The sequence below is a fragment of the Streptococcus sp. 1F3 genome (assembly GCF_054968985.1).
Genome location: NZ_JBUEQR010000009.1, coordinates 89503 through 114338 on the forward strand (window position 1 = coordinate 89503; position 24836 = coordinate 114338).

15 protein-coding genes are annotated in these 24836 nt (G+C 42.9%); all 15 read right to left on the minus strand.

Features of this window, described 5'->3' with window-relative positions; all coding sequences use genetic code 11:
- Positions 1-158: 158 nt before the first annotated feature.
- Positions 159-1436, minus strand: coding sequence for an MATE family efflux transporter (locus tag ACVPON_RS00775; RefSeq protein WP_462875036.1), 1278 nt, complete (start codon positions 1434-1436; stop codon positions 159-161).
- A gap of 456 nt (positions 1437-1892) precedes the next feature.
- A complete protein-coding gene (gene thrC, locus ACVPON_RS00780) occupies positions 1893-3377 on the minus strand; it encodes a threonine synthase (RefSeq protein ID WP_462875038.1) in 1485 nt (494 codons plus the stop codon).
- A gap of 99 nt (positions 3378-3476) precedes the next feature.
- Positions 3477-4139: an HAD family hydrolase gene (locus ACVPON_RS00785; protein ID WP_462875040.1), complete on the minus strand. Its 663-nt coding sequence runs from the start codon at positions 4137-4139 to the stop codon at positions 3477-3479.
- Positions 4140-4199: 60 nt separating this feature from the next.
- Entirely contained in the window at positions 4200-5048 is an 849-nt protein-coding gene (locus tag ACVPON_RS00790; protein ID WP_462875042.1) for a MurR/RpiR family transcriptional regulator, read from the minus strand.
- A 792-nt stretch (positions 5049-5840) separates the two neighbouring features.
- Complete coding sequence (locus ACVPON_RS00795) at positions 5841-12311, minus strand: DUF459 domain-containing protein (RefSeq protein WP_462875044.1); 6471 nt, start codon at positions 12309-12311, stop codon at positions 5841-5843.
- An 81-nt stretch (positions 12312-12392) separates the two neighbouring features.
- Complete coding sequence (locus ACVPON_RS00800) at positions 12393-13280, minus strand: ROK family protein (protein WP_462875046.1); 888 nt, start codon at positions 13278-13280, stop codon at positions 12393-12395.
- Between the two features lie 240 nt (positions 13281-13520).
- Entirely contained in the window at positions 13521-14438 is a 918-nt protein-coding gene (locus tag ACVPON_RS00805) for a dihydrodipicolinate synthase family protein (RefSeq protein ID WP_462875047.1), read from the minus strand.
- Between the two features lie 17 nt (positions 14439-14455).
- Complete coding sequence (locus ACVPON_RS00810) at positions 14456-15109, minus strand: DUF624 domain-containing protein (RefSeq protein ID WP_462875049.1); 654 nt, start codon at positions 15107-15109, stop codon at positions 14456-14458.
- A gap of 14 nt (positions 15110-15123) precedes the next feature.
- Positions 15124-15576 (minus strand): NanQ anomerase/TabA/YiaL family protein, encoded by a 453-nt coding sequence (locus tag ACVPON_RS00815; protein WP_462875051.1) that lies wholly within the window; start codon positions 15574-15576, stop codon positions 15124-15126.
- A gap of 340 nt (positions 15577-15916) precedes the next feature.
- Positions 15917-16747, minus strand: coding sequence for a carbohydrate ABC transporter permease (locus tag ACVPON_RS00820; RefSeq protein ID WP_462875053.1), 831 nt, complete (start codon positions 16745-16747; stop codon positions 15917-15919).
- Positions 16748-16757: 10 nt separating this feature from the next.
- Entirely contained in the window at positions 16758-17645 is an 888-nt protein-coding gene (locus tag ACVPON_RS00825) for a carbohydrate ABC transporter permease (RefSeq protein WP_462875055.1), read from the minus strand.
- Positions 17646-17971: 326 nt separating this feature from the next.
- Positions 17972-19297 carry an ABC transporter substrate-binding protein gene (locus tag ACVPON_RS00830; protein ID WP_462875057.1) on the minus strand — a complete coding sequence of 442 codons (1326 nt, stop codon included), beginning with the start codon at positions 19295-19297 and terminating at the stop codon, positions 17972-17974.
- A 149-nt stretch (positions 19298-19446) separates the two neighbouring features.
- Positions 19447-20154 (minus strand): N-acetylmannosamine-6-phosphate 2-epimerase, encoded by a 708-nt coding sequence (locus ACVPON_RS00835; protein ID WP_462875059.1) that lies wholly within the window; start codon positions 20152-20154, stop codon positions 19447-19449.
- Between the two features lie 88 nt (positions 20155-20242).
- A complete protein-coding gene (locus tag ACVPON_RS00840; protein ID WP_462875061.1) occupies positions 20243-21235 on the minus strand; it encodes an acetylxylan esterase in 993 nt (330 codons plus the stop codon).
- A gap of 630 nt (positions 21236-21865) precedes the next feature.
- Positions 21866-24514 (minus strand): bifunctional acetaldehyde-CoA/alcohol dehydrogenase, encoded by a 2649-nt coding sequence (gene adhE / locus ACVPON_RS00845; RefSeq protein ID WP_462875063.1) that lies wholly within the window; start codon positions 24512-24514, stop codon positions 21866-21868.
- Positions 24515-24836: the final 322 nt, after the last annotated feature.

A 24836-nucleotide genomic window follows, 5' to 3' on the forward strand; every position in this document is an offset into this window, starting at 1 on the left:
AGCTCATAGCTTATTTCACCGTATGAACAATGAAACTCTTCTGAAAAAACCATTCTAAACGCCCTATAGTCTTTTCGTTTCCTTTTATTATCCTTTAGTATATAAACTAAACGACTACTTAGATGAGCCCTATACAAGCTAAAAGGTTCTCTACTCAGTCAGACGATGCGTTTCCTACGGCGTCTATAGAGGACTGCCAAGAAAATCCAGCGAAAGGCATTGTCTAGAAGCGTCCCTGCCCAAATACCTGGCAAACCAAATCCTAAGACGATACCAAGCAGGTAGCCTGCCCCAATCCGAATCCCCCACATGCCAATGGTCGTTGCATAAAAAGGAAGTTTACCATTCCCTAATCCTTGCCAGACGGCAGTATAAATGACCGTTCCAGCTGTAAAGGGTACACCCAAAAGGGAGAAGAGGACAACCAGTAGGCTCGCAGCCACTGCACCCTCATCATCTGTATAGAGATGGGTTAAAGGTCTCCCCAAGGCAAAGACCAAGAGAGCAATGAGCAACATCAAGCCAAGCGCTAACCAGTAGGTCTTGCCTACAATCTGGTCAAGCTCCTCTGCCTTGTTCTGCCCGAAGCTATGGGCTACCAAAAGAACGGTCGCAGTCGCAATTCCAAAGGCCGGCATGTAGTTAAATTGGGTCAAAACCTCACCGATTGCATTACCAGCTACTGCTTCCGTCCCAAAGCCAACCACAAGGGCAATGATGACTACATCACCCAGTCGCATCATAAGGCGTTCACCTGCAGCAGGAAAGGATAGACGAAGCAGCTCCTTATCCAAACCTCTACCTGGCTTAGCAAAAGGGATGGAAAGGGAGTGCCATAGAACCACGACCCCTACCAAACGAGCCAAGACTGTCCCCAGAGCTACACCGATAAGCCCCCAATGCAAACCAAAAATAAAGATACTTGAAAAAAGAGCATTGAGAAGATTGGTCAAGAGACTCACATACATGGGGAGCCGAGGGTTTCCTGTCGTGCGCATCAAAGCTCCGAGACTGGTCATCAATCCTAAAAGAACGATAGTTCCACCCACAATGGCTAAAAAGAGACTACCTGCCTCTGCCACAGCGAAGTCAGTCCCTAAGGTACGCAATAGACCCTTCCCAAAAAACAAGGATATCAAACCTAAAACAAGACTTAAAAGCAAGGTTAGCTTGAGTGCTTCGGTTTCATAGTAGGCTTGTAATTCCTTATCACCAGAACCAAGGCTACGAGCCAAAACGCTTGAAATCGCTGCTCCCAGGGCAATAAAAATCGCCTGATAAAGGGTGATGATATTTCCAGCTACGGATACACCTGAAATTGCTACCAAACCAAGACTGGCTACCAAGTAGCCATCCACCATCCCCATGAGCATCTGCAAAAAATTTTCTGCTATTGCCGGCAGGGCAATCTGCATTATTTTTCTATAATCTACCATATCCTACAAAGAGTGTTCTCAGCTGAAATGGCCACCCACTCTATCTTAATCTCCTCACTTTCTTTTCATCCTCAACTATCGCTACAAACCCTCTAAAAGGACACCACTAGCCTCATTGAAGTTAAGCTCCGAGCCTCATACTCTTTAAAAATCAAAAGGATCCTTCGTCAACTTGCCTTGGTGAACGCTCGTTCTACCTTCGGCTTCGATTATAAGGAAATGAGCGGTGCGACTCTCATTTCCAACCTTTTGATTTTTATTGAGTATAAACTACAAACGAATAGAGCTGTTACTTACTCCATCAGTTTCATCTCCAGCCTGCATATCACCAGCGAGACAATCAACCACTGCATCAATCTGTTTTTACTCATTCTAATAAGAAAGGCTGGACATAAGCCCAGCTTCTGCATTTTTCATAGGCTCTATGTCCTTGCCTTATCTCGGTCTTTCCATTTCCTAAACTCCCAGATAGCGTTCAACTTCTGCCTGCATGTCACGAGCCGCAACAACTGTCTTGTGACGGACAAGAGCTGTTTCCAAGCCATCTACTGCTGGTGGGAGTGCCACACCTGAAAGAGCCTGCAATTTCTCAAGTGCCTCAAAATCACTCAAGCCTGTTTCACCTGTCACAGCTTCAACTGCAACAACAGGGAATTTATAAGGACTAGCTGTGGAGGCAATGACCGTCTTCACTGTATCTTTTGTCCCTAATCGATACTTTTGATACACGCTGGAAGCGACCGCTGTATGGGGATCTTCAATATAAGAGGAACTATCATAGATTCGTTTGATTTCTTGAGCTGTCTCTTCTTCTGTCGCCCATTCTGCCGCAAACAAATCGAACATCGCTTCCTCAACTACCTGGAGTTCATACTGACCATCCCTTGCTAAGGCAGCCATCAACTCAACGGTTTTCACCGCATCATTTCCTAAAAGATGGAAAATCAAGCGCTCCAAATTTGAAGATACAAGAATATCCATAGACGGGCTAGTCGTCACCTTAAAGGTGCGCTTCTTATCGTATACCTTGGTCTTAAAGAAATCTGTCAAAACATTGTTTTCATTCGAAGCACAAATCAATTTTCCAACTGGAAGTCCAATTTGCTTGGCATAAAATGCCGCAAGAATATTTCCAAAATTCCCTGTTGGTACGGTAAAATTGAGTTTCTCACCTGCTACAATTTCTCCGTCCTTCACCAACTGCGCATAGGCATAGACATAGTAAACAATCTGGGGTATGAGGCGTCCGATATTCATCGAATTAGCAGATGAAAACTGCATCTGCTGTTGCGCCAATTTAGTACGCAGAGCCTCATTATTAAACATTTCCTTAACCTTGGTCTGGGCATCATCAAAATTCCCATCAATCGCTACTACATGAGTATTGTCTCCTGTCTGGGTGGTCATCTGCAACTCCTGTACCTTGCTGACCCCGTCCTTGGGATAAAAAACGATAATCTCTGTTCCAGGAACGTCCGCAAAGCCAGCCATCGCCGCCTTCCCAGTATCGCCAGAAGTCGCAGTCAAAATGATGATTTTATTGTCCAAACCGTGTTTTTTGGCTGCTGTTGTCATTAAGTAAGGTAGAATAGACAAAGCCATATCTTTAAAGGCAATCGTTGAGCCGTGGAACAACTCCAAATTGTACTGACCATCTAGCTTGACCAAAGGCGCAATACGCCCATCGTCAAACTTACTGTCGTAGGCATGGGTAATGCAGTAATCCAACTCTTCAGCTGTGAAATCATCTAAGAAAGCCCCTAAAATCAATTTTGCCACTTCTTGGTAGGACATCTCTTTCAAGCAGTTAAAATCCAAGTCTACCTTAGGATAGGTAAGGGGGGTAAAAAGCCCACCATCTGTTGCTAGTCCCTGTAAAATTGCTTGGCTGGCTGTTACTTTGTTATGCGCATCGCGTGTCGATTGGTATACTAATGTCATGCTTTATCCTCAACATCTTTTTTTCCATTTTATCATAATTTGTCAGAAAATTGGAAGAATCTAAGAGAAAAACCAGATGAAAGTCCGGTTTTACATCTTCTAAGCCAGTAAGCGAAGGCGTTTCAAAATCCCTCGCATATCTTTTTCACAATAGTCTGCCTGGGATTGGTCAATCGGCATCCGCTTTTCTTCATAGGCTATCACCCTCATTCCTGCGGCTTTTGCAGATGAAATCCCAAAAGCAGAATCCTCGATAGCAACCGCATATTGAGCAGGTATTCCAAGTTTCGCTAAGGTTGCCAAATAAATGGCTGGGTTGGGCTTACTTTCTGTAAAGACTTTCCCACTGACTAAGGTATCAAAATAAGGTAAAATCTCACAACTTTCAAGTACTTCTTCAATATGTTCCTTGCGTGAGGACGAGGCAACTGCTAGCTTTATGTTTCTATCTTTAGCGTACTCTAAAATAGCAACAATATCCGAGCGAAACAAGGAGGGATAATCTACCTGCTGATCGTATCCTTTCGCAAACTCCTCCAGCCGCTCACTCATTTCTGCCAAAGATAGGTCGCTAGCGGATAAATCCTTAATCCCCTGTACCAAATGCCCGTACGAACGCCCAACCAATGTGGAAAGAGCTGTCGCATCAATCGAGGGTGCAACAGGTGAAATCCTTTCTATAAACTCTCTTTGCAGTTGAAAGTTGATATATTCTGTATCAACTATTACTCCATCCAGATCAAATATTATTGCTTGAATCATATTCCCTCTTTTTGTAATCGTTTTCTTGATTTTATACCAAAAAATGAGAGTAGAGGGTCTCTACATCTCATTTTCATCTACCTCTTCCATCTCTTGCAATGCCGAAAGAGTATTTGTAAATAGCTGATGACGAGCATCTCGGTCTAAATCAATATAGTAGGCATAAAAAATATCAATGACAACAAGCACCGGGAACTGAGGAGATATCATCGTACCTTGGGCAAGGTTTTTCTTGATAGCAACCAGTACCAACTCATCGCAGTTATCGCGAAGTTCCTGTCGATTTATAGAGGTCAAAAGAACCGTACTTGCTCCGGTAGCGCGTGCATCTCGCACGGCATTGATAATACTCATTGATTCACCCGATACAGAAATACCAATAACAAGGCATTCCTCATTTAGGGTGACACGGTTCATCCGAATCATATGGTCATCAGTAACCGCCTTGCAAGCCATACCGAGCCGCATAAAACGAAATTCAATCTCCCGTGCTACTAGACCCGAACTTCCCTGACCATAGATGTACACTCGTTTGGCATTGTTCAAAAGATGCCCTACCCGCACAAACTGCTCTTCATCAATGAGAGAGTATGTCTTATTCAACAATTCATCGTAATCCGCCAAGACATGTCTCGTCAAATCACGATTGACATGTGTCGACTCTGTGCTAGCGCTCACTCCTTGAAAGGCATATACAAATTGCCGATAGCCTGTAAAACCACATTTTTGAGCAAAGCGTGTCAAAGAAGGCAGTGATACATAGAGCTTTTCAGATACCGCCTTGGCTGACAGGTCATCTTCTATGACTGTTTCTGAAAGAAAATAATCCGCAATCTTTCGTTCAATATGCGTGAAATCACTATAAACTGCTTCAATCATCGGAATGACATTTTTCTCTAAGGACACCATCTCTCTCTCCTTTCTAGTTGTTAGAGGACTTCTTACTCCAAGATTAGAAAATACAGATTTTAAACCTATTTTAGCCCTTCTTAATCAATGTCACTACTAAGAATAGGGCAACTCACGTCTCGCTCCTATCCCTTTTTTACAATCTGTAACCAACATCAACTGCTTCTGATACCAGATTAAATCTAAAAGGACGAATGGTCAAGTACAAAAGTCGTAAAAACTGAACTATTCATCAAATTCCCTATTTTTCTATAGCCGTTGCGAACTTTGTTCTCTTACAGATACGGTAGAAACTATCCAGTGGAGAGTTTCTTCTCTTGGTAGGCTTTGAAGTTTTTATGGGCTTATATCCTATTTAACTACTCGAGCTACAACCCTCTGTCAATAAAACGAATCCAGTGGATTCGTTTTACCCGAGCCTAGAAACTGGAAAGCGAGGATAAACCTCATTGCTTGCAAGACAACCTGCTGCGATTGTCTATTTTTTCTAGGAGTTGCTTCAACAGTCTCTTTCAGACTGGTGAAGGTTGGAAATAAAACGAGTGAAACTCGTGTCAAACGCTCTCGTATCTTGTTGTAACCAGTGGAGGCTGGACAAAGAGTCCAGCCTTTCTGATTAGAATGATTCGCAATCAACCGTCATCAGGGAAATGACTGTTGATACCTGAGCTTAGAAGCCAGAAAGTAAGGGCACGTTTCTGGAAGAGTTCGAGTTCTTTCCCACCCCTATACAAATTGAAGAATTCAAGGGAGGAGGCTATTTTTTCACTCTTTTTCTTCCCCAAACAGAAATTATCCTTTCTGCTTTTCGGAAGATTTGGCAAAAACGTAGGAAGCAATTAACGTAAATAGTCCCCAGATTTTCCCTGCTATTTCCACCTTACTAGCTGTCGTTGGTAATTGCTTCCCTTTTGCTGGTGCTTGTTTCACCTTTTCAGGTTCTTGCTTCGTTGGTGCTACCTCTGCTACCAACTCTTTTTTCTTACTACCGACCTCAACAATTTGATGTCTGACAATCTTGGTATCCACTTGGGAAATCACTTCTCTTTGTTCTTTCCCATTCGTAACGGTCACTTTGACAGTAAGGATTTTCTCTCCTGCTTCTCCTGTTTGAAGCACACGCTCTACCCCTTGAGGTAAATTCGGATTTATTTTACGTAGAACTTCAAAAGGAACTTTTATAATCTGTTTTTCTTCACGATGGGATACGATTGGCTCTGCTTGTTTTGAACCTACTTCAATTATTTCTGCCATCGCTGGAAGACTTACCTTATCAGACGCAATCTCACTCAACTCACGATCAGCTAAGGCAAGCGTGCGAATCTTGACTACTCGCTCCCCTTGTCTACCTACCTGAACCACGCGCTCCACTCCGATTGGTAGGCTAGCATTTGCTTGACGAATAGTTTCAAATGCAATAGGGTGGGTCTGAACCACTTCCTTAGCATAAGGTCCTAAAGGCTGCTCCCCATCTCGCAACCAAGCACGGACATCCGCTTCATCGACATCACTATCTTGATCCAAATCACCATGCTCTCCTGCAAACCAATCCATAACTGGATCAGACTGAACCGCATTCAAGCGTTCAATCAGATTTGCCAACACCTTATCTGTTAGCAAGTGATGGCTAGCCAAGTCTTGATAAAGTGCCTCTACCAGAGCGATACCTCGCTTCGCTTCATCACTCTTTCTTTGCTTCACAGCTGCCAGGGCCGTCTGATAGGGTTCCTGGTCCAAAACAGGATCTGGATAAACCTTTGAGACAAAGCGGAGCTCTGCTGCTGAACCAAACTGATTCGCTGGCGAACCATGGGATTCACTCATCACTAACTCCAAGGCAGTCGCTACCAAGCCTTCTGGGAAATTCAACACCTTGGTATCACTGCTATCTGCCCAATTACTAAATGGAAACTCATGCACCTGACCTGCTGTATCCGTCACTTTTACCATTCCAGACTTGAAACGTCCGTTTGGACCACTTTGTCGCGGAACATATTCAAAACGAGTTAACTCTACAGGTGTCCGCAAACTAAACTGGATCTTTTGATTCTGGAAATTACCATTCCAAGGAGAATGCCACAAACTGCCTAAGCTATTATCAAAAGCCTTTGCAATCTCTTCACCAGGTTGAGCAGCAGCCACCATCTCTGTAAAGTCACTGGCTACTAGCCTATCTTTCTTTTCTAGTAAGGCATCACGTGCTTGGTAGACCTCGCGAATCAAGGGCTCTACTTCTTCTTTTGGCAACTGGTCTACCTTGGCTAAACGAAGAGCCGCTAAAGCATTCTTATATCGTTCTGCTGTCGGAGCTGTGTACTCTATCCCTTTATCCAGTAAAGTGTGGCGGAGGAGTTCATCCTCAATTAGACGCTCTAAAGTCGGCACTTTTTCTGCTGGTTTATTTCCTAGGCTGAAATAGTTTCGACGCAATAAATTAGTCACAGGTCTATCCGACTCTCTTGCTCTCACGACAAGATAGTAGTCACTGCCCTCATCTAAACGACCTGAAGAAATCTTACCACCGATTCCCCCAATCTCGACCACCTTATCACTTCCATCTTTATGGATAGAAACAAGGATATCTGCTAAAGGACGTCCTACCGCCTCTACTATCTTATCTAGATCCATTTCAATCTGATTATTCTGCAAGACAAATTCTGGCTTATGATGGTGGTAATGCTCTGATTCATCTACCTGATAGGCTAAATTACCAATACTGCTAGCGTAAGGAAGACCACCTATCGCTCCAATCAGCAAGCTATTCAGATAGGCTTGACCATTTGCTCCAGGATGTAGGGCTGGACTATCTCCCATGTAAGTATATTTGGGTTCCCATAGATAAGGTGTCCTAGTCAAGAGATCATCTAACGGAGTATACTGGTCAACCAACAATAGCTGATTTTCCTCTGCAACTTCTCGCATCTTCTCAATGAGGGCTGGGAGAGCTGCAGCACGTGCAGTCACCTTCGTTGGGGTAGGTGTTCTAAAAATAACACTAGCATTCTTTTGCTTAGCCTTATTCACAATTGTCTGCAAGTTTTCCTTATACTTCTCTGGAGTAACTTTGAGACTATCATTTGCTCCTAGCATCACGATGACAACATCTGGTTGATACTGCTCTAAGCGACTTTCCATTCGACGGACGGTGTCTTCACTGGTTGCTCCAGATACGGCTGTATTGATAACGACATCATTCTCACGGTGCAAATCTTGTTGCAGGTACTTTTCAAACAATTGAGGTACACTATCATAGCCCTTTGTCCACAAGGCTCCGTGCGTAATAGAATCCCCCATAAACAACCAAGTCAAGGGTTTAGTATTGGCTAATTTGGCTTGAATCTCCCGATTTTGTTCATTTGTCCCTGAGACATTCTGAGCAACCTCCTGATCGACTAAGTGTCCTCCAACAACTGCCAACTGCTTGCTGCCGTCCACACTTTTTACAATCAATTCATAAGGTTGACCATCCTCCAAACCTGTAATCGCAAAGTGACTTCCTAGTCCTTTATCTGTAATCTGTCTTGTCCCAACCAGTAAATGGTAGCTCCACTCAGTCACACCATCCACCTTAGGAACCGTTACTTCTAGGCGGTTATTGCGATAGGTAGCGGTCGGTGCCAGCTTTAAATAAGACTTGGCTTGTTCAACCGGCTGTAAATTAAATTCAGCTTCTGATGTAGGGAAAGCATCGGTGCGCTTTATTGTAAAGTAGCTTAACTGTCTAGCTAGTTCTCCCTCTCCTTTTGCTGTTAGGGTATCTTCTTTTAGGAACTTTTCCTTAAATTCAGCTGTATTCGTATGGTAGTAATGATCAGCAAAGACAAGACGATTTCTACGTGGGTCATTGTAGTAGCCAGCTAAAACCTCCTTCATCGCTTGAGTGTATAGAGCGATTTTATCATTTTTAGATGAATCCTTAAAGGCATGTGGTGACTGGAGTACTACAAAGCCATCATCTTCTCTAAGAGCAAGCCCTTTTTCAATAAATGAATGGAGTTTTTCTTTAAAGGTCGCTAGATAGTCTGCCCCTTTTTGATAATCTTCTTCTCCCAACATATAATCAACAATACGTGGGTTATAGGCTGTCACTAGGCTATCAAAGTTTTCATCAATAGCTGCTATTCCCTTACCTGCTTTTGCTGTATTGATGACATAGCGTTCCCGACCATTCTCATTGACACTCTTTGTCCAACGGATATACTCTTCAAATTGACCAACAAAATTCCGAATTCCGGCCGTTTGATCAAAGCGATTTTGAACATTCTTACCGCCTACAAATACCCAAGAATTCCCCTCAGAATTTGTATCAAAGACCTCGCTGATACGTGAACCGTATTTTTCTTCAAAACGAATTTCATCAACCGGTGGCTGTACCTCCTCTTGTCTTCTAGGCTCTAGACGACCAGCTATTTCCACAGGAAGATTATTGAGCTGGACAATCTCACCACCTACAATCCCTGCCAACTCGCTACCCCAGTCTCCTGAAGCAACACTGTAGTAGAGACTATCGCGATCCAATTGAGCTAAGAATTGGGCTTGACTTCCATTTGATAAGGTAAGATGTGGTTGTTGAACCGCCAGGATAGGGTGACTAAAGCGAATGCGAACCGTTTCATCGTTTACTTTTTCAATCTCCGTTATTTTTACCTTTGAGTCATTGAAAAAATAATCCCATGTAAATTTTTTAAATACAATTGTGTAATCATTCTCATTTCCAGCTGCATGCTCATAGAGAACCCCAAACTCCTTATCGGAGATCTGCTTAACAGAATTATAGGCAAATTTACCAGACTGCAAGTCCTTATGCTTGATCCAAGTCAAGGAGCCATCTGTCTCTACCCGAGCCAAGCGAACCTTTCCATTGTTTCGTCCCGAACCATCTGCATTGACCAAAATAACATACTCTTGACCATCCTGCACAGTATGCGTAACCGATAACTGAACATAGACATCATTGACATCTTCAAATCGCGTCAAACCATTTAACCATGTAGCCCCACCATCTTTACTACGAGCCACTTGAACTTTCCCGCTCAAATTACGCATAAAGATGAGCAAGTCACCGTTGTTTAACTGGACAAGGCTCGCCTCTGTATTTTGCTGGTTGGAGTGGTTCATCGTTGCTGCTTGGAGAACTGTACCATCTGCTAGGGTGCGACCATCATTTACCGCTTTTCCAAGATGCCAAGTTTCTCCATGGTCATCTGAATAAATGACCCGTGAAGACTGGGAACCGCTAAAATGTGAAATAAAGTTCGTCGTATAAGTTGGAACCACAATACGACCTGCATGTTCCCCTGCATGAAGAACGATACCTGATCCAGGACCAACTCCGTGGAACTTCATCCAAGGCTCTGAAACCGATGCCGTAATATCCCTAGGCGAAGACCAGGTTTGACCATCATCATCGCTGTAAGACATCCAAAGATAGTTCATCTTCGCAACGCGGAATGGACTAGCACTATTGGTCTGGAAGTAGACATTACCAATTTTTTCTTCCCCCTGATAGATATCGCCGATTTCTTTATAAGGAGCCACCTTACTTTCCGTTACAACCCTATAATTTGTTACTTGACCATTTGGATCATAGACTTTTCCGTCACGTAATGTATACGGAGTCTCCTCTCCCTCTTTATAGAGGTTTAGATAATGCTTGCCATCAATCTCTGTATATCGAGCCTCCGGTGCGTTTGGTAGACCAAAGGCTCCTTGCATTTCTGGAAACATATCATAGATTGAAAAAATCCTCTTAGTAGCTGGATCTTGTACGAGTGCCATATCGATAGACAAGACAGAACCCGAAGCCTTATTGGCTGCATTTGGATTGGTCTGCAAATCAAGCATCTTGATTGTCCTTGACCAAGTCTTTCCGCCATCAGTACTACGTTTGACAATCATGTCAATATTGCCCCAGTCACTATAGGTATCGTGGCGTTCATCGGCTCCTGCAATGATGGTTCCCTTATCCGTTACCAATAGGGCGGGTATTCGATAATAGCCCACATTTTCTAGATTTTTTCCTCCATGTGATCCCGAAGCCATCACCTTGAGCGGATCTGATAATCCTTCAACTGCTGACCCTTCTGGAAGGGCGGAGCGACTAAAAAGCTCAGAACGTGTTGCGACTTCTTCTGGGCTTAGAACCCGATTATAAACCGTAAAATTGCGGATATCAAAAATACTGCCCCAATAATTACCACTCGTTCCTCGCGGAGTAGCACCGAATTGAACCTTATCTGCAGTTTGTAAATCTTTGACAAAACGGGTATTCGATAATACTTCTGTCCGGTTTAACACCCCATTGACATACATACGGACCCTATTTGTAGCAGGGTCAATAGTGACGGCAACAGCATTCCATTCTTGTGGTTTTAGCTTCAAAGGACCCTTTACATAATTCCGGCTATAAAATAGATCAGAAGTATCTTGATTATGACCGTCTAGCCCAGGAACCCCATTATCAAAGACGAATAGATTGATGTATTCATTTCGATTGGTCGAGCTAGATACTGAAAATAAATTGTAAAAACCTGGATTTTCCTTTAATTGCTTATACTCCATATAGAGAGTTGTCGCATCAAGAGTCCGCAACTTTTCTAAATCGCTACTAATATCAACTCGATAACCATTCCTCTCATTGACAGACAAATTCTCATAACGGAGGACTTCGTTTTCTGCTAACGGATCCTTCTGCACCGCTGGCTCTGCAGGTGTCGCAGGGCTAGAGGCCGCTCTGTCTGCTATAGGAAGAGCTTGAGCTTCCGAGTGACTAGGAGTTGCTCCTGCTTCAGTTGCTTTTGGTTGGGCAGCAACTGAACGATTTTCTGTCTCCTCCACAGGACTAGTAACAGCGGAACTAACTGGATCTGCCCCCTGATTAGAGACTGCTACAGGCTGGGAAGTATGTTCCTCCCTTGTTGCCGAGTTCGGGACAACGCTTTCATTTTTGTCTACAAGCGGTTGGGTAGGCTCGCTATCCGATGCTAGCTTTTCACTACCAGTCTCGACTACATTTTCTGCTACTAAGGGATTTGATGCTACGACTGGGCTAGCATTGACAACTTCTTCAGCCTTTGAGCTCCTTTCATCACTTGAACTCTCCGTTCCTGCCTCATGGACCCTTGCCTCTTCTGCTGCTACCTGCACGGGTGCCAAACTGGTCCCTATAAAAATACCAATTAAAACGGACCCTACACCTAAACTTGTTTTCCGAACAGAATAATGACATATTTTATTAAAAAACTGCTCTTTTTTACGGCTCATTCTTCCTTTTTCTCCTTATGTTTCCCTTTTACGGTAACCGTTGATAGATCTACTATCAACGGTTACGATGATATAGCTATTTTACACACTTCCGCGTCTTTGCTTAAAATGATAGTAGGCTCCAAACATCCCTGCTGTATTTTGGTGCTTAGCAAAAACAATCTTAGTCTTGTCTGCGATACTTGGTACGAGCTTGGCTGTTAAGGCTGCTTCAATCTTCGGCTTCAGAATCGCTTCTTGTCCCATGATTCCACCGCCCAGGATAACAACTTCTGGATTGACCACATAGCAGATATTGGCAATACCTGTTGCAAGATAGTGGACCATTCGATCCACTCCTTGCTGACAGATAACATTTCCTTTTTCGATTTCTTGGAAAATCCGTCGTCCATTCCAATCTGCCACATCATCACCATGTGCTTGGGCAACATAATGGACTAAGGCAGTTGTTGAAGCCAAATCTTGGAAAGCTCCGTCTGCTAGATGGAGGTAGCCTACTTCGCAGGCTGAATTGCTAAAGCCATGAAAGACCTGAGAGCCGATTAAAAGACAACCCCCGATACCTGTACCCACCGTCAAACAAACAGCCACCTTGGCTCCCTTGCCACTGCCTGATACAACTTCAGCAAGTCCTGCGCAGTTGACATCATTTTCTAGCTCACAAGGAATGGCAAAGCGAGCCTCTAATTCCCTCTTAAACTGGGTACCTGCATAGTTTGGAATTTGCGGACCGGCATAGAAAATCTCTCCCTTGTCTGGATCGACCATACCTGCTGAAGAGAGACAGATTCCTGCAAGACTACCTTTTTCAAGATAGGTCGCAACGATGTTCATCACCTTTTGTAAAATCGCAGGTCCACCCTTATGGGCCTCGGTCGGCATTTCATGACTCTCTAATAGCCCTTCTTCATCAATTAAACCATACTTGATACTGGTTCCACCAATATCAATTGCAACATATTTCTTCATGACCACCTCTTCTACTACTTTAGCAAGCTGAACGAAACCAAGGATGGGGATCTATTTTCGACGACTATGAACCTACTTATACTCTTTAAAAATCAAAAGGATACTTGGTCAACTTGCCTTGGTGAACGCTCGTTCTACCTTCGGCTTCGATTACAAGGAAATGAGCGGTGCTACTCTCATTTCCAACCTTTCACAATTCTTAATTGTGAAGGCTAGTCTACTTTTGATTTTTATTGAGTATTATAAGAAGCGTTCTTTGGTTTCACGAATCAAGCGTGCCGCAGTTTCTACCACTTCTTGATCTTCCTCACAGACTGGAGTCAATGGGGCACGGACACTACCCAAGTTCAAACCTTCGTTGATGCGCAAAACTTCCTTAATCACCGCATACATATTTCCACGTGCAGCTGTCAGATGCCCAATAATCACGTTAATCGCAAATTGAAGCTCTTGGGCTGTCGCCAATTCCTTATCTGCAATCAACTGATTCAATTTAAGGAACAATTCTGGCATAGCACCATAGGTACCACCGATTCCGCCAGCAGCCCCCATTAGGCGACCACCCAAGAACTGCTCATCTGGACCGTTAAAGACCACATGGTCATCCCCTCCAAGACTAGCAAAGGTTTGGATATCCTGCACTGGCATAGAAGAGTTTTTCACCCCGATGACACGCTCATTTTTGAGCATTTCTTTATAAAGGCTAGGGGTCAAGGCTACTCCAGCTAACTGTGGAATATTGTAAATCACAAAATCCGTAGATGGAGCTGCTGCACTCATGTCATTCCAATACTGGGCAACAGCGTACTCCGGTAGGCGGAAGTAAATCGGTGGAATCGCCGCAATCGCATCTACCCCGAGGCTTTCTGCATGACGAGCCAATTCGATACCGTCTTTCGTATTATTGCAAGCAACGTGAGCGATAATGGTTAATTGACCCTTTGCCACCGCCATGACTTCTTCCAAGACCACTTTCCGGTCTTCCACGCTTTGATAAATACATTCCCCAGAAGAGCCATTGACATACAATCCCTGTACCCCTTTTTCAATGAAATACTGGGTTAACCGGCGGACACCCTCACGGCTAATCTCGCCATTTTCATCATAACACGCATAAAACGCAGGAATAATTCCATGATATTTTTCTAAATGTTTCATTTATTTCTCCATTACTCTTATCTCAAATGAGTATATTTTCTAAAAATTGGCTCAAGAACCGCTAATTGAGCATAGACTAAGCCAGAAAAGCCTAGCAACAAGAAGAACATGCTCCCAAAAACAATGCCCCAGCTAGAACCTAATAATAGGAAAAGGAGCAGGATTAGAATGCCAAGCATCCCAAAGGTCCAAAGAAAGTGTAACCCTGCCACCACAAAGGCTGTTTGCAGGAGTTCCGGCAGGGTTTGCTTATACCTTGCCGCCAGAGGATAGGCATACAGCATGACCATCATCAGCAGAAATAAGAGACCAAAAGCAACCACTTTTAACCCCTGTAAGACCGGGACAGTCTGTCCACGCAGGAGTAACAGGTTAGCCAAGCAAATCGCCACCACCAAAAGCTCCATACCTCCCAGAGCAAGCCCTTGTCTCCACTCTGCCTGAAAGGTTCTGGTATAAAAGCGTACAACACGCACTCCTCGGCTGTCTCGTACTTCTTGTAAGGTTCGATAAAGACTGATTTTTGCAATCCCAATCGTCACAATCGGCAAACAGGAAACCAGAAACAAGAGATTGACTGTAACCAAATCCAAGATTTTTTCACAGAGCCTCATCAGCCAATGATCTGTATTAAAAATAGAAGATAGTAACTGCGCGCTCCTATTTCTCATTTTTATCTTCCTTTCTAGTCTATCAGCACCTTTATCACACATTTTCGTACAGTTTCGCCTCCCCAATCATAAAGATTGGGCTGGTGTGGTTCGTTTGGTAGAAAGATTGCCACATTATCCTTTGTCAGATGAAGTGGGGTCACATTATAACAAGAGACAAAGCCAATATCGCTCATCTCCTCATAACCCTTGACCACTTCTTTAGCCTTTTGACCGTAGCGCATCAACTCCTTACCTTCTAGCAGAAAGTGTATATCGGCATATCGTTTGTGGTATTCAAAACTTTCATCCAGTTCTTGATTAAGCTGATTCTCCTGCACAAAAAAGAATACCTTGTCTTCGTTAATGGCATACTTGCCAATGGCAAAGCTTCCCATATCATGCGTCAAAAGATAGTCAATCGCTTGATCTAGATGCGGATGAAGACCACGATACAGCCCTACATCCTGCATTTGAGTAAAAATCATACTGTCTCCTTATCTTTTCAGGGTTTACCAAAATATTTATCGATCCATTGGCAACATAGCATTTTCGCCTACTTGAAGAACATACCAACCCCTAACATTTCTTTCCTATTCATCATTTCATGATTCAAAACAGAAAGACCAGACTTGTCGCTGTCCAACTTAGAATGGTGATAGCACCCTAAATTTTTGTCTCATCTCCCGATTGAAACAGGCTCCTAGCCTCTAAAATGAACACAGTCCTCCGGGCTGACTATTTCCAACTTAGAATGGTGCTCTGCACTCTAAAGAAACAAAACTGATTTTGTCTCATCTCCCGATTGAAACAGGCTCCTAGCCTGTTTCAACCTTTTACAGCTCCCATAGTGATTCCTTGTGTGAATGATTTTTGGAATACAAGGAAGACAGCTACGATTGGGACTGCTGCCATGGCTGCTCCTGCCATGATAAGACCGTAATCTGTTGCCATTTCAGCTTGCATGGTTGCAACCCCAAGTGAGATGGTCAGATTTTGACGAGAAGTCAGCATGACCAACTGCATGAAGTAGTCATTCCAAGAATTGATAAAGGTAAAGATTGCAAGAGCTGCAAATCCTGGTTTGACAATCGGAAAGGCAACATTCCAGAAAGTCCGAATTTCACCACAACCATCAATCTTAGCAGATTCTAAAAGTTCAGTTGGGATGTTTTCACTGAATTGTTTCATGAGAAAGACCCCAAATGGCCAACCAACGAGCGGTAAGATAACCGCTGCAAGGGTATCATGGATCCCCAAAAAGTTGACAATCCGTACCAAAGGTACCAAGACAACTTGTTTTGGCAATGCCATCGCAGCAATAAATACTGCAAAGAGAATCCGTTGACCATAGAAACGCTTCTTGGCAAGAACATAACCTGCAAGAGAAGACGTCACACACACCAACAGCATAGTCGCAAGAGAGATGAATACACTGTTCCACATCCATTGAAGAGCTGGATTTTGCACAATCAAACGCTCAAAGTTTTCCAAGGTCGGCATCTCTGGCCACCACTGAGGTGGGATGACAATGGTATCCGGTTGAGATTTAAAGGCACCTGTCAAAATCCAGTAAAATGGAAAGATAAAGAGTATGGTCAATAAGAGCAAAATGATGGTTGAAATCACTGTAAATGGAGTTAATTTTTTCTTGTTCATACGTTTCCTCCTAGTATTCCACATCATTTCCAAGAATCTTGAACTGGGCAAAACTGATGAGTGCAATCATGACAGCAAGAAAGACACCCATGGTATTTGCATAGCCATATTCAGAGAGCTTGAAGGCTTTTTCATAGAGATAGTACATCAATGTACTGGTTGAGTAGTTAGGTCCTCCTGATGTCAAGAGCTGGATCAGCGCAAAACATTGGAAAGAGTTAATCGTGGTGATAATGGCGATATAAAGCGTTGTCGGCAATAAGCTCGGCCATTTGATTTGCCAAAAGACCTGCAACTCTGTCGCACCATCTACACGTGCTGCTTCCACAAGGGAATTGTCAATATTTCCCATTGCAGCAATGTAGAGGATAATCGGTTGACCGACAGAAGTGGTCAAAAGAATCATAATAATAGCAAGCAATGCCCAATGTTTGTCTCCAAGCCAACTGATGTTTTGCTCAATCAAATGACCTGATTTCAAGACAAAGTTCAAAATTCCAGATAAGGGATCATAAATCCATTTCCATACAACCGTCACCGCAACACTCCCTGTAACGACTGGGAGGAAAAAGACAAAACGATAGAACGAACGAGCAATGACATTTTGACTGTAGGTCTGAGACGCCACAAAGAGGGAGAAAAAGACCACGACTGGTACAGAACCAATCACAATAATCACCGTATTGATTAAGGATTTAATAAATACAGGATCCTGAAACATCCGTTTATAGTTCTCTAAGCCAACAAATTGAAAAGTTGTCATCGAATAATCAAAAAAGCTAGTAACAAAACCCATGATCATCGGAGCTAATACAAAAATGGCAAAGAAGACTAAAATTGGTGCTAAAAATGCATAAGAAACAATCGTCTCTCTCATTCTTATTTTATTCACTTTCACATTAAACACCTCTCCTTATATAAGATACGAGAAGGCATAAGACCAATATTCATGGTATTTTCGCCTCGTTTTGATAAAAAGAATCCCCCTTTTTCATTCAAGGAAAATGGATGAGAAGAAGGGGGAAAGATTATACATTTTCTAGATGAGAAGGTGCATAGAGCACTCCTTAACACCCTCTCATACTCAATGACTATCACATTCAGATTAGACGACGCAGATACAGGTGAAAGACGCTACTAGAACTTTTCACTCATCCTATCACATCAACCAAGTCTGAGTTTGACTTCAAAGAGTATCAATAGGCACCTGCCTGATCCAATGAATTATTTCATTGCTTTTTGAATGGTTTCATTTGCTTTTTCAGTAAATGTCTTCAAAGCAGCATCAGCTTTCTCATCTCCGTTTGACACAGCCTGCAACATTGGGAACCAAAGTGTCCTCATTTCAGCAAAACCATCAATTGTGTTGTAGTATGGTGAGTAGTATTGGGTCCAAGAACTAATGGTTTCCATACGTTTATCATCATACAAGGTACCAAACGATGTACGAACCGGAAAGGCACCTGTCCGTTGTACATTTTTTGGTCCCCACTCCTTGTCATCTGCGATAAATTGGATAAATCTCTTAGACGCTTCAACTTTCTTCTCATCTTTGTTATCGAAGACACCGAAACCATTTACCAAGTATTCCAAATCTGGCTTACCTTCATCAGATGGGAATGGCACTTCAACCACTTCTACCTTACTTGCTTCCAACAGTTTGCCTTGAATACCATTTTGCGCTGGTGCCCAAAGGATCGTGTAAGAAGTTTGTCCATTTGCAAAGTTTTGGATATCTGCTCCACCATCAAACTGAGAGCCGTTGGATAGCAAGCCATCTTGAATCCAGCTAGATGCCATCTCAAGACCTTTGACAAATTTCACATCATCTGTCGTATACTTGCTAACAGTGGCATCTGTTACAGAACCGCTATATAAGTTGGCAATGAAGGCACGAGTTCCTTGGTCTCCACCTTGACCACTAGAAAAGAGTGACCCTGGTGTGTAGCCCTTGTCTTTCAAGGCTTTCAATACTTTTTCAAAGTCAGCAGTTGTCCAACCTTCCTTGACAAGATCCGCCACACCAGCATCTTCAAGCATCTTCTTATTCATCGCCATATAAAATGGTGCCGAACTGATTGGATACATATAAGCTGTATCACCTGCCTTGCTAGCATTGATAATGTTATCATTGGCTACATCTTTGACAAATTCATCGGTAAAGAGGTCATTCAAATCAGCCAATTTACCATTTTTACCGTACTGGATAATCCGCCCTGGTGCATCAAAGAGTACATCTGGCGCTGTTCCTGCTTCAATAGCTGTCACAATTTTTTCTGGACCAGATTTAAAATCGATCGTTTCCAACTTCACTTTTACATCTGGATTTGCTTTTTCGAAGGCCTCGATGATGGACTTTTCATAAGTCCCCACTGCATCGCTTGCATTTTCTTGAGTAAAGACTGGGAATGCCCACCAAGTGATTTCCGTCTTACCTGAACTATCTGACGTATCTTTCTTATCAGCACTGCCGCCAGAATTGCCACATGCAGCTAATGATAAAACAGAAGCGCCTGCTAGCAATGAACAAACTAATTTATTGAATTTCATTCTTTTTCTCCTTCCAATTGGGTCCTTTATGGACAATGATTAACGACAACGTCCTACCTTCTTTTTCCGATAGCTTCAACTCCTCTTTTTGAATGATTCTTTGTAGTGACTGGATCCCTAATTCTCATTAGCAACCCACATCATACTGCCTACTTTGTCTCTTTTACCGCAGCAACAAAGCGCTGGGTAATTTCCTTTGGACGCGTAATCGCCCCACCTACAACAATTCCTCGAACACCGAAATCGTGAATCGTCTTCGCTTCTTCTGGAGAGTAAATCTTCCCTTCTGCAATCACATCTACACCTGCATCACACAGCTTCTTCATCAATTCGAGATCAGGACCATCTGCTTGACGACTATAGGCTGTATAACCCGATAAGGTCGTCCCAACAAAATCCACACCTGCTTCAACCGCTGCCACCCCTTCGTCATAAGTACTGATATCCGCCATTAAAAGCTGATCTGGATATTTAGCCTTGACCTGATGGATAAAGTCTGCAATGCTCAAACCATCGTAGCGCTCTCGCTTGGTACAATCCAAAGCAATCACCGCAATACCAAGCTCTGCCAGTTCGTCCACTTCTTTCATGGTCGCTGTAATAAAGGGTTCTTGCGGAGGATAATCCCGCTTAATAATCCCAATAATCGGCAGGTCTGTTACTTTCTGAATCTGCTCAATATCTCGTACGCTATTTGCACGAATCCCGACTGCTCCACCTTCTTCTGCTGCTTTTGCAAGAAGAGGCATGACCCCTCCTGCTTCTGTGTAGAGAGGTTCATGGGGAAGAGCCTGACAAGATACGATAATACCATCTTTTATCTGTGCGATAAGCTCATCTTTTGATACGATTGCCATATCGTCCTCCTTTTCTTTAAATCTTTAAAGCGCTTTCTTATTTCTGGGTAAAAATAGGACTTAAAGCCTTACTCCCCACAAAAGCTGCTTATTTTACCTCTGTAAATAATGACTTACTGTCAAACTGTGTGCCACAAAGCCAATTAAAGACCTTATGGTTCACATAGACAAACATGCCCTCGTGGCCATACTCTGGCATCAAGTGATACTCTTTTTCACACTCCAAGCGGTTATACATCGCAAATTGAGTGATTGGATAGCAGACATCGTCATCAAGACCCGTAATCATCTTGACCGCTCCCTTGATACGATGAGCAAAATTTTTCACATCAATATAAGCCAAGGTCGCAAATACCTCTTCTTCTGTTTCATGGAAAGGATCGTGAAATTTGAAGTAACGGAACAGCTCGTCATAAGCCTCACTGGTATTTCCAATCTCCAAGACCCGTCTGAAATCACAGAGGAAGGGATAGATCGCAACGGTCTGTTGAATCCGAGGATTTAGCGCTGCTGCCACAAGAGCTAGGGCTCCACCTTGCGAGCCACCATAGCTCGATAGCTTCCTTTCATCTACAAAATCAAGACCCGCTACCAACTCGACTAAACTGTAAATGTCTAGATAGACGTCCTTGTAAAAGAGATGATTCGCTCCGTCAACAAGACCACGAATAAGATGCCCTTTAACTGTATTACCTCGGACGCTCCTAGCCCCGTCTAATGAATAGCCCGACTGCCCACGGACATCCATCGATACCATGCCGTATCCTGCTGTCGTATAAGCCAGCATATCAGGCCAATCCAAGCCGCGCCCCATATAGCCATGGAAGTGAAAAATCACAGGAACTTTCTCTATCCTTTTTGGTAGAACCATCCGAGCGTATATCTTTCCACCATTCGTCCCATCGAAATCAATTTCATAACAATCAACACTATTAAGGGCAAAATCTTTTTTCACCAAACGATAAGAAGCTGAACGGTCTACTCCTGAAATCGCCTGATCCCAAAAGGCATCAAAATCTGCTGGAACTTCATCCCGTCCACGATAGGCTATCATTTCCTCTAGTAATGCGGGATCTCTCATCCTATTCATCCCTTTCTACATTTTTTGTAAGCCTTTACATTTAGTATACCATTTCCTTAAATATTTTCAAGATTTACTATCAAAAAAGAAAGTAGTTCCAAAATTCTATTCAAAAATCTCCTATTTTATACTCAATAAAAATCAAAAGTAGACTAGCTTTCACAATGAGGAATTGTGAAAGCTTGGAAATGAGCTTAGCACCGCTCATTTCCTTATAATCGAAGCCCAAGGTAGAACGACCCTTCACCAAGGCAAGTTGACGAAGGATCCTTTTGATTGTTAAAGAGTATTATCAAATGCTTCCCTTTTTTGAAACTACTTTCTTGCCACCACAAAAACAACTGCTCCCCTCATATAGAGTTGTTCCCTTTGGTTCTTGAAAGGACGAAGTAAGGACCTGTATTCACAGTTCACACTCTTTGAAAATCTCTTCAAACCTCGTCAGCGTCGCCTTGCCATACGCTAGGAAAAGTTACAAACTCCGTTTGTCTTATGGATAAGCACCAACAGTCGATTTCTAGACTGTTGGTCCTATGTAGGAGATAGAAAACCTGACGTAAAAGAGCAAGGAAAACCGAAACATCACGATTATCCTTGCTCTTATTTCTATATGTACGAGGAAGACCTCAATTATTTAAGGCGACCTGGACGCTCTTTGTAACCATAGTAAGCATCTTCAATGATTTCTTGCATGTGATCTACCATTGGAAGACGTGGGTTAGCAGGTGTACATTGGTCTTCATAGGCAAGAAGAGCCAACTCACGAGAGTATTTCTTCAATTCTTTCTCATCAACACCTTGTTCTCTCAAGTTCATCTTGATACCAACGCGTTCTCCGAGATCATATACTGCTTTTGCATATGATTCTACTGCTTCTTCTGGAGTTGAAGCTGGCAAACCTAGCATGCGGGCAATCTCTTGATAACGCTCATCTGCTCTGTAGTAGTTGTATTTAGGCCATGTTGCTGCTTTGGCTGGACGCGTACCATTGTAACGGATTACATATGGAAGCAAGATAGCATTGGTACGACCATGAACGGTATGGAAACGTCCGCCTAGCTTATGGGCAATTGAGTGAGAAATTCCTAGGAAAGCATTGGCGAAAGCCATACCTGCCATTGTAGACGCATTGTGCATTTTCTCACGAGAAACAAAGTCTGCATTCTTCACAGAATTTTCGAGATTTTCAAAGACAAGTTTGATTGCCTGAAGTGCAATACCGTCTGTATAGTCGTTTGCCATTTGAGAAACATAGGCTTCCGTCGCATGTGTCAAAACATCCATACCCGTATCTGCTGCTACAAATCCTGGAACTGTCAAGACAAGGGCAGGGTCAACAATGGCAATCGTTGGGGTCAATGAGTAGTCGGCAAGTGGATATTTGCGGTTGTTCTTCTTATCAGAGATAACGGCAAATGGTGTCACTTCTGACCCTGTACCTGAAGTTGTTGGAATCCCAACATACTTCGCTTTTTGACCCAACTCTGGGAAGCGGAAAGCACGTTTGCGGATATCCATGAATTTTTGTACCAGGTCGCGGAAGTCCACTTCTGGTTGTTCATAGAAGAGCCACATAATTTTTGCTGCGTCCATTACAGAACCACCACCGATAGCGATAATGGTGTCTGGCGCAAATGATTTCATCGCTTCAGCACCACGCTCAACGGTTGTAATATCTGGATCTGGCTCAATGTCTGAGAATACAGTATACATTACTTTATTAGAACGCAATTGCAACTGCTCAATAACCCGTTGAACAAAACCAAGTTTAACAATCAATTCATCGGCAACAATCATGACCCGTTCAACACCTGACATCTTTTGGAGGTATTGGATTGAATCACGTTCAAAGTAAATTTTTGATGGAACTTTAAACCATTGCATATTATTTCTCCGTCTTCCCACTTTTTTAATATTCAATAAGTTCAACGCACTTACGTTATCACTGATTGAGTTACGACCATACGAACCACAGCCAAGTGTCAATGATGGGAGAAAGGCATTGTAAACATCACCGATACCACCGAAAGTAGATGGAGAATTCCAGATAACACGGATCGCCTTGACGCGTGTTCCAAATTCTTTAGCCAACTCTTCATCTTCTGTATGGATAGCTGCAGAGTGACCAAGACCATTAAATTCAACCATTTGGCTCGCTTTTTCCATACCGTCTTCACGGGATTCGGACTTCAAGACAGCAATGACTGGTGATAATTTTTCACGTGTCAATGGCTCCTTTGGACCTACTTCAGCAACTTCTGCCGCAAGAATATTGGTTCCTTCTGGTACGCTAAAGCCAGCTTGCTCTGCAATCCATGCAGCTGGTTTTCCGACGATATCTGCATTCAACTTAGCTTCGCCACAGTTTTTACTGTTTGCCTTAGCACCAAAGCAGAATTCTTCAAGAAGCGCTTTTTCTTTTTTATTGACAAAGTAAACATGGTAAGACTTAAATTCTTTTACAAAATCATCATAGATTTCTTTGTCAATAATCACTGCTTGCTCAGATGCACAGACCATCCCATTGTCAAATGATTTAGACATCACGATATCATGTGCTGCTTGACGGATATTAGCTGATTTTTCAACATAAGCTGGGACATTCCCTGCACCTACACCAAGCGCTGGTTTTCCACACGAGTAAGCCGCACGCACCATCGCATTACCCCCTGTTGCAAGGATCGTTGCAATACCGTCGTGCTTCATCAACTCAGAAGTAGCTTCCATTGATGGTTTTGTGATCCATTGGATACAGTTCTCAGGAGCTCCAGCTGCTACTGCTGCTTCATAGACCACACGCGCTGCATGTGCAGATGATTCTTGAGCAGATGGGTGGAAAGCAAAGATAATTGGATTACGGGTTTTAAGAGCAATCAAGGATTTAAAGATAGCTGTTGATGTTGGGTTGGTTGTTGGAGTAACACCACAGATAACACCGACAGGTTCTGCAATCAAGGTCAAACCTGTTACTTCATCGTCTTCAATAACACCAACTGTTTTAACACCACGCATATTGTTTACAACGTGCTCACAAGCAAACAAGTTCTTGGTAGCCTTATCTTCAAAGACCCCACGTCCTGTTTCTTCTTGTGCATGTTGAGCCAAAACTCCATGCTGGTCAAGAGCTGCGACCGACGCTTTTGCGACGATATAATCCACCTGCTCTTGGTTTAACTGACGAAACTCTTCAAGGGCAACCAGTCCCTTTTGAACAAGCCCATCAACGTGTGCACGAGCTTCCGCTACTTTTTCTTCTGGTGATACTTTTTTCTCAGCCATCTATGGTTCCTCCAAAAATGTTTTCTGTTAACTTTATTTGTTAACTTTTTCACAAATATATTTTACACTTTTTCTTCTTTCTTGTAAAGAGTTTGTTAAAAATTTCACATTTTATTTTTTGAAACATTGTGATGGTTTTCTCAAACCTCCCTAAAAATCTACATTTTTTTCTTGATATTGTGATGTTTTTTGCAAACTTTTTTTGTTTCACAAATAAAAAATCAGGAAAATGAACTGCTCCCTGTCAAGTGGACAATGAAATAATAAAAGATTAGGCGACGGCCTTGTTCCTCATTTCAAGAGGTGCAAGGCCGTTGTTGCG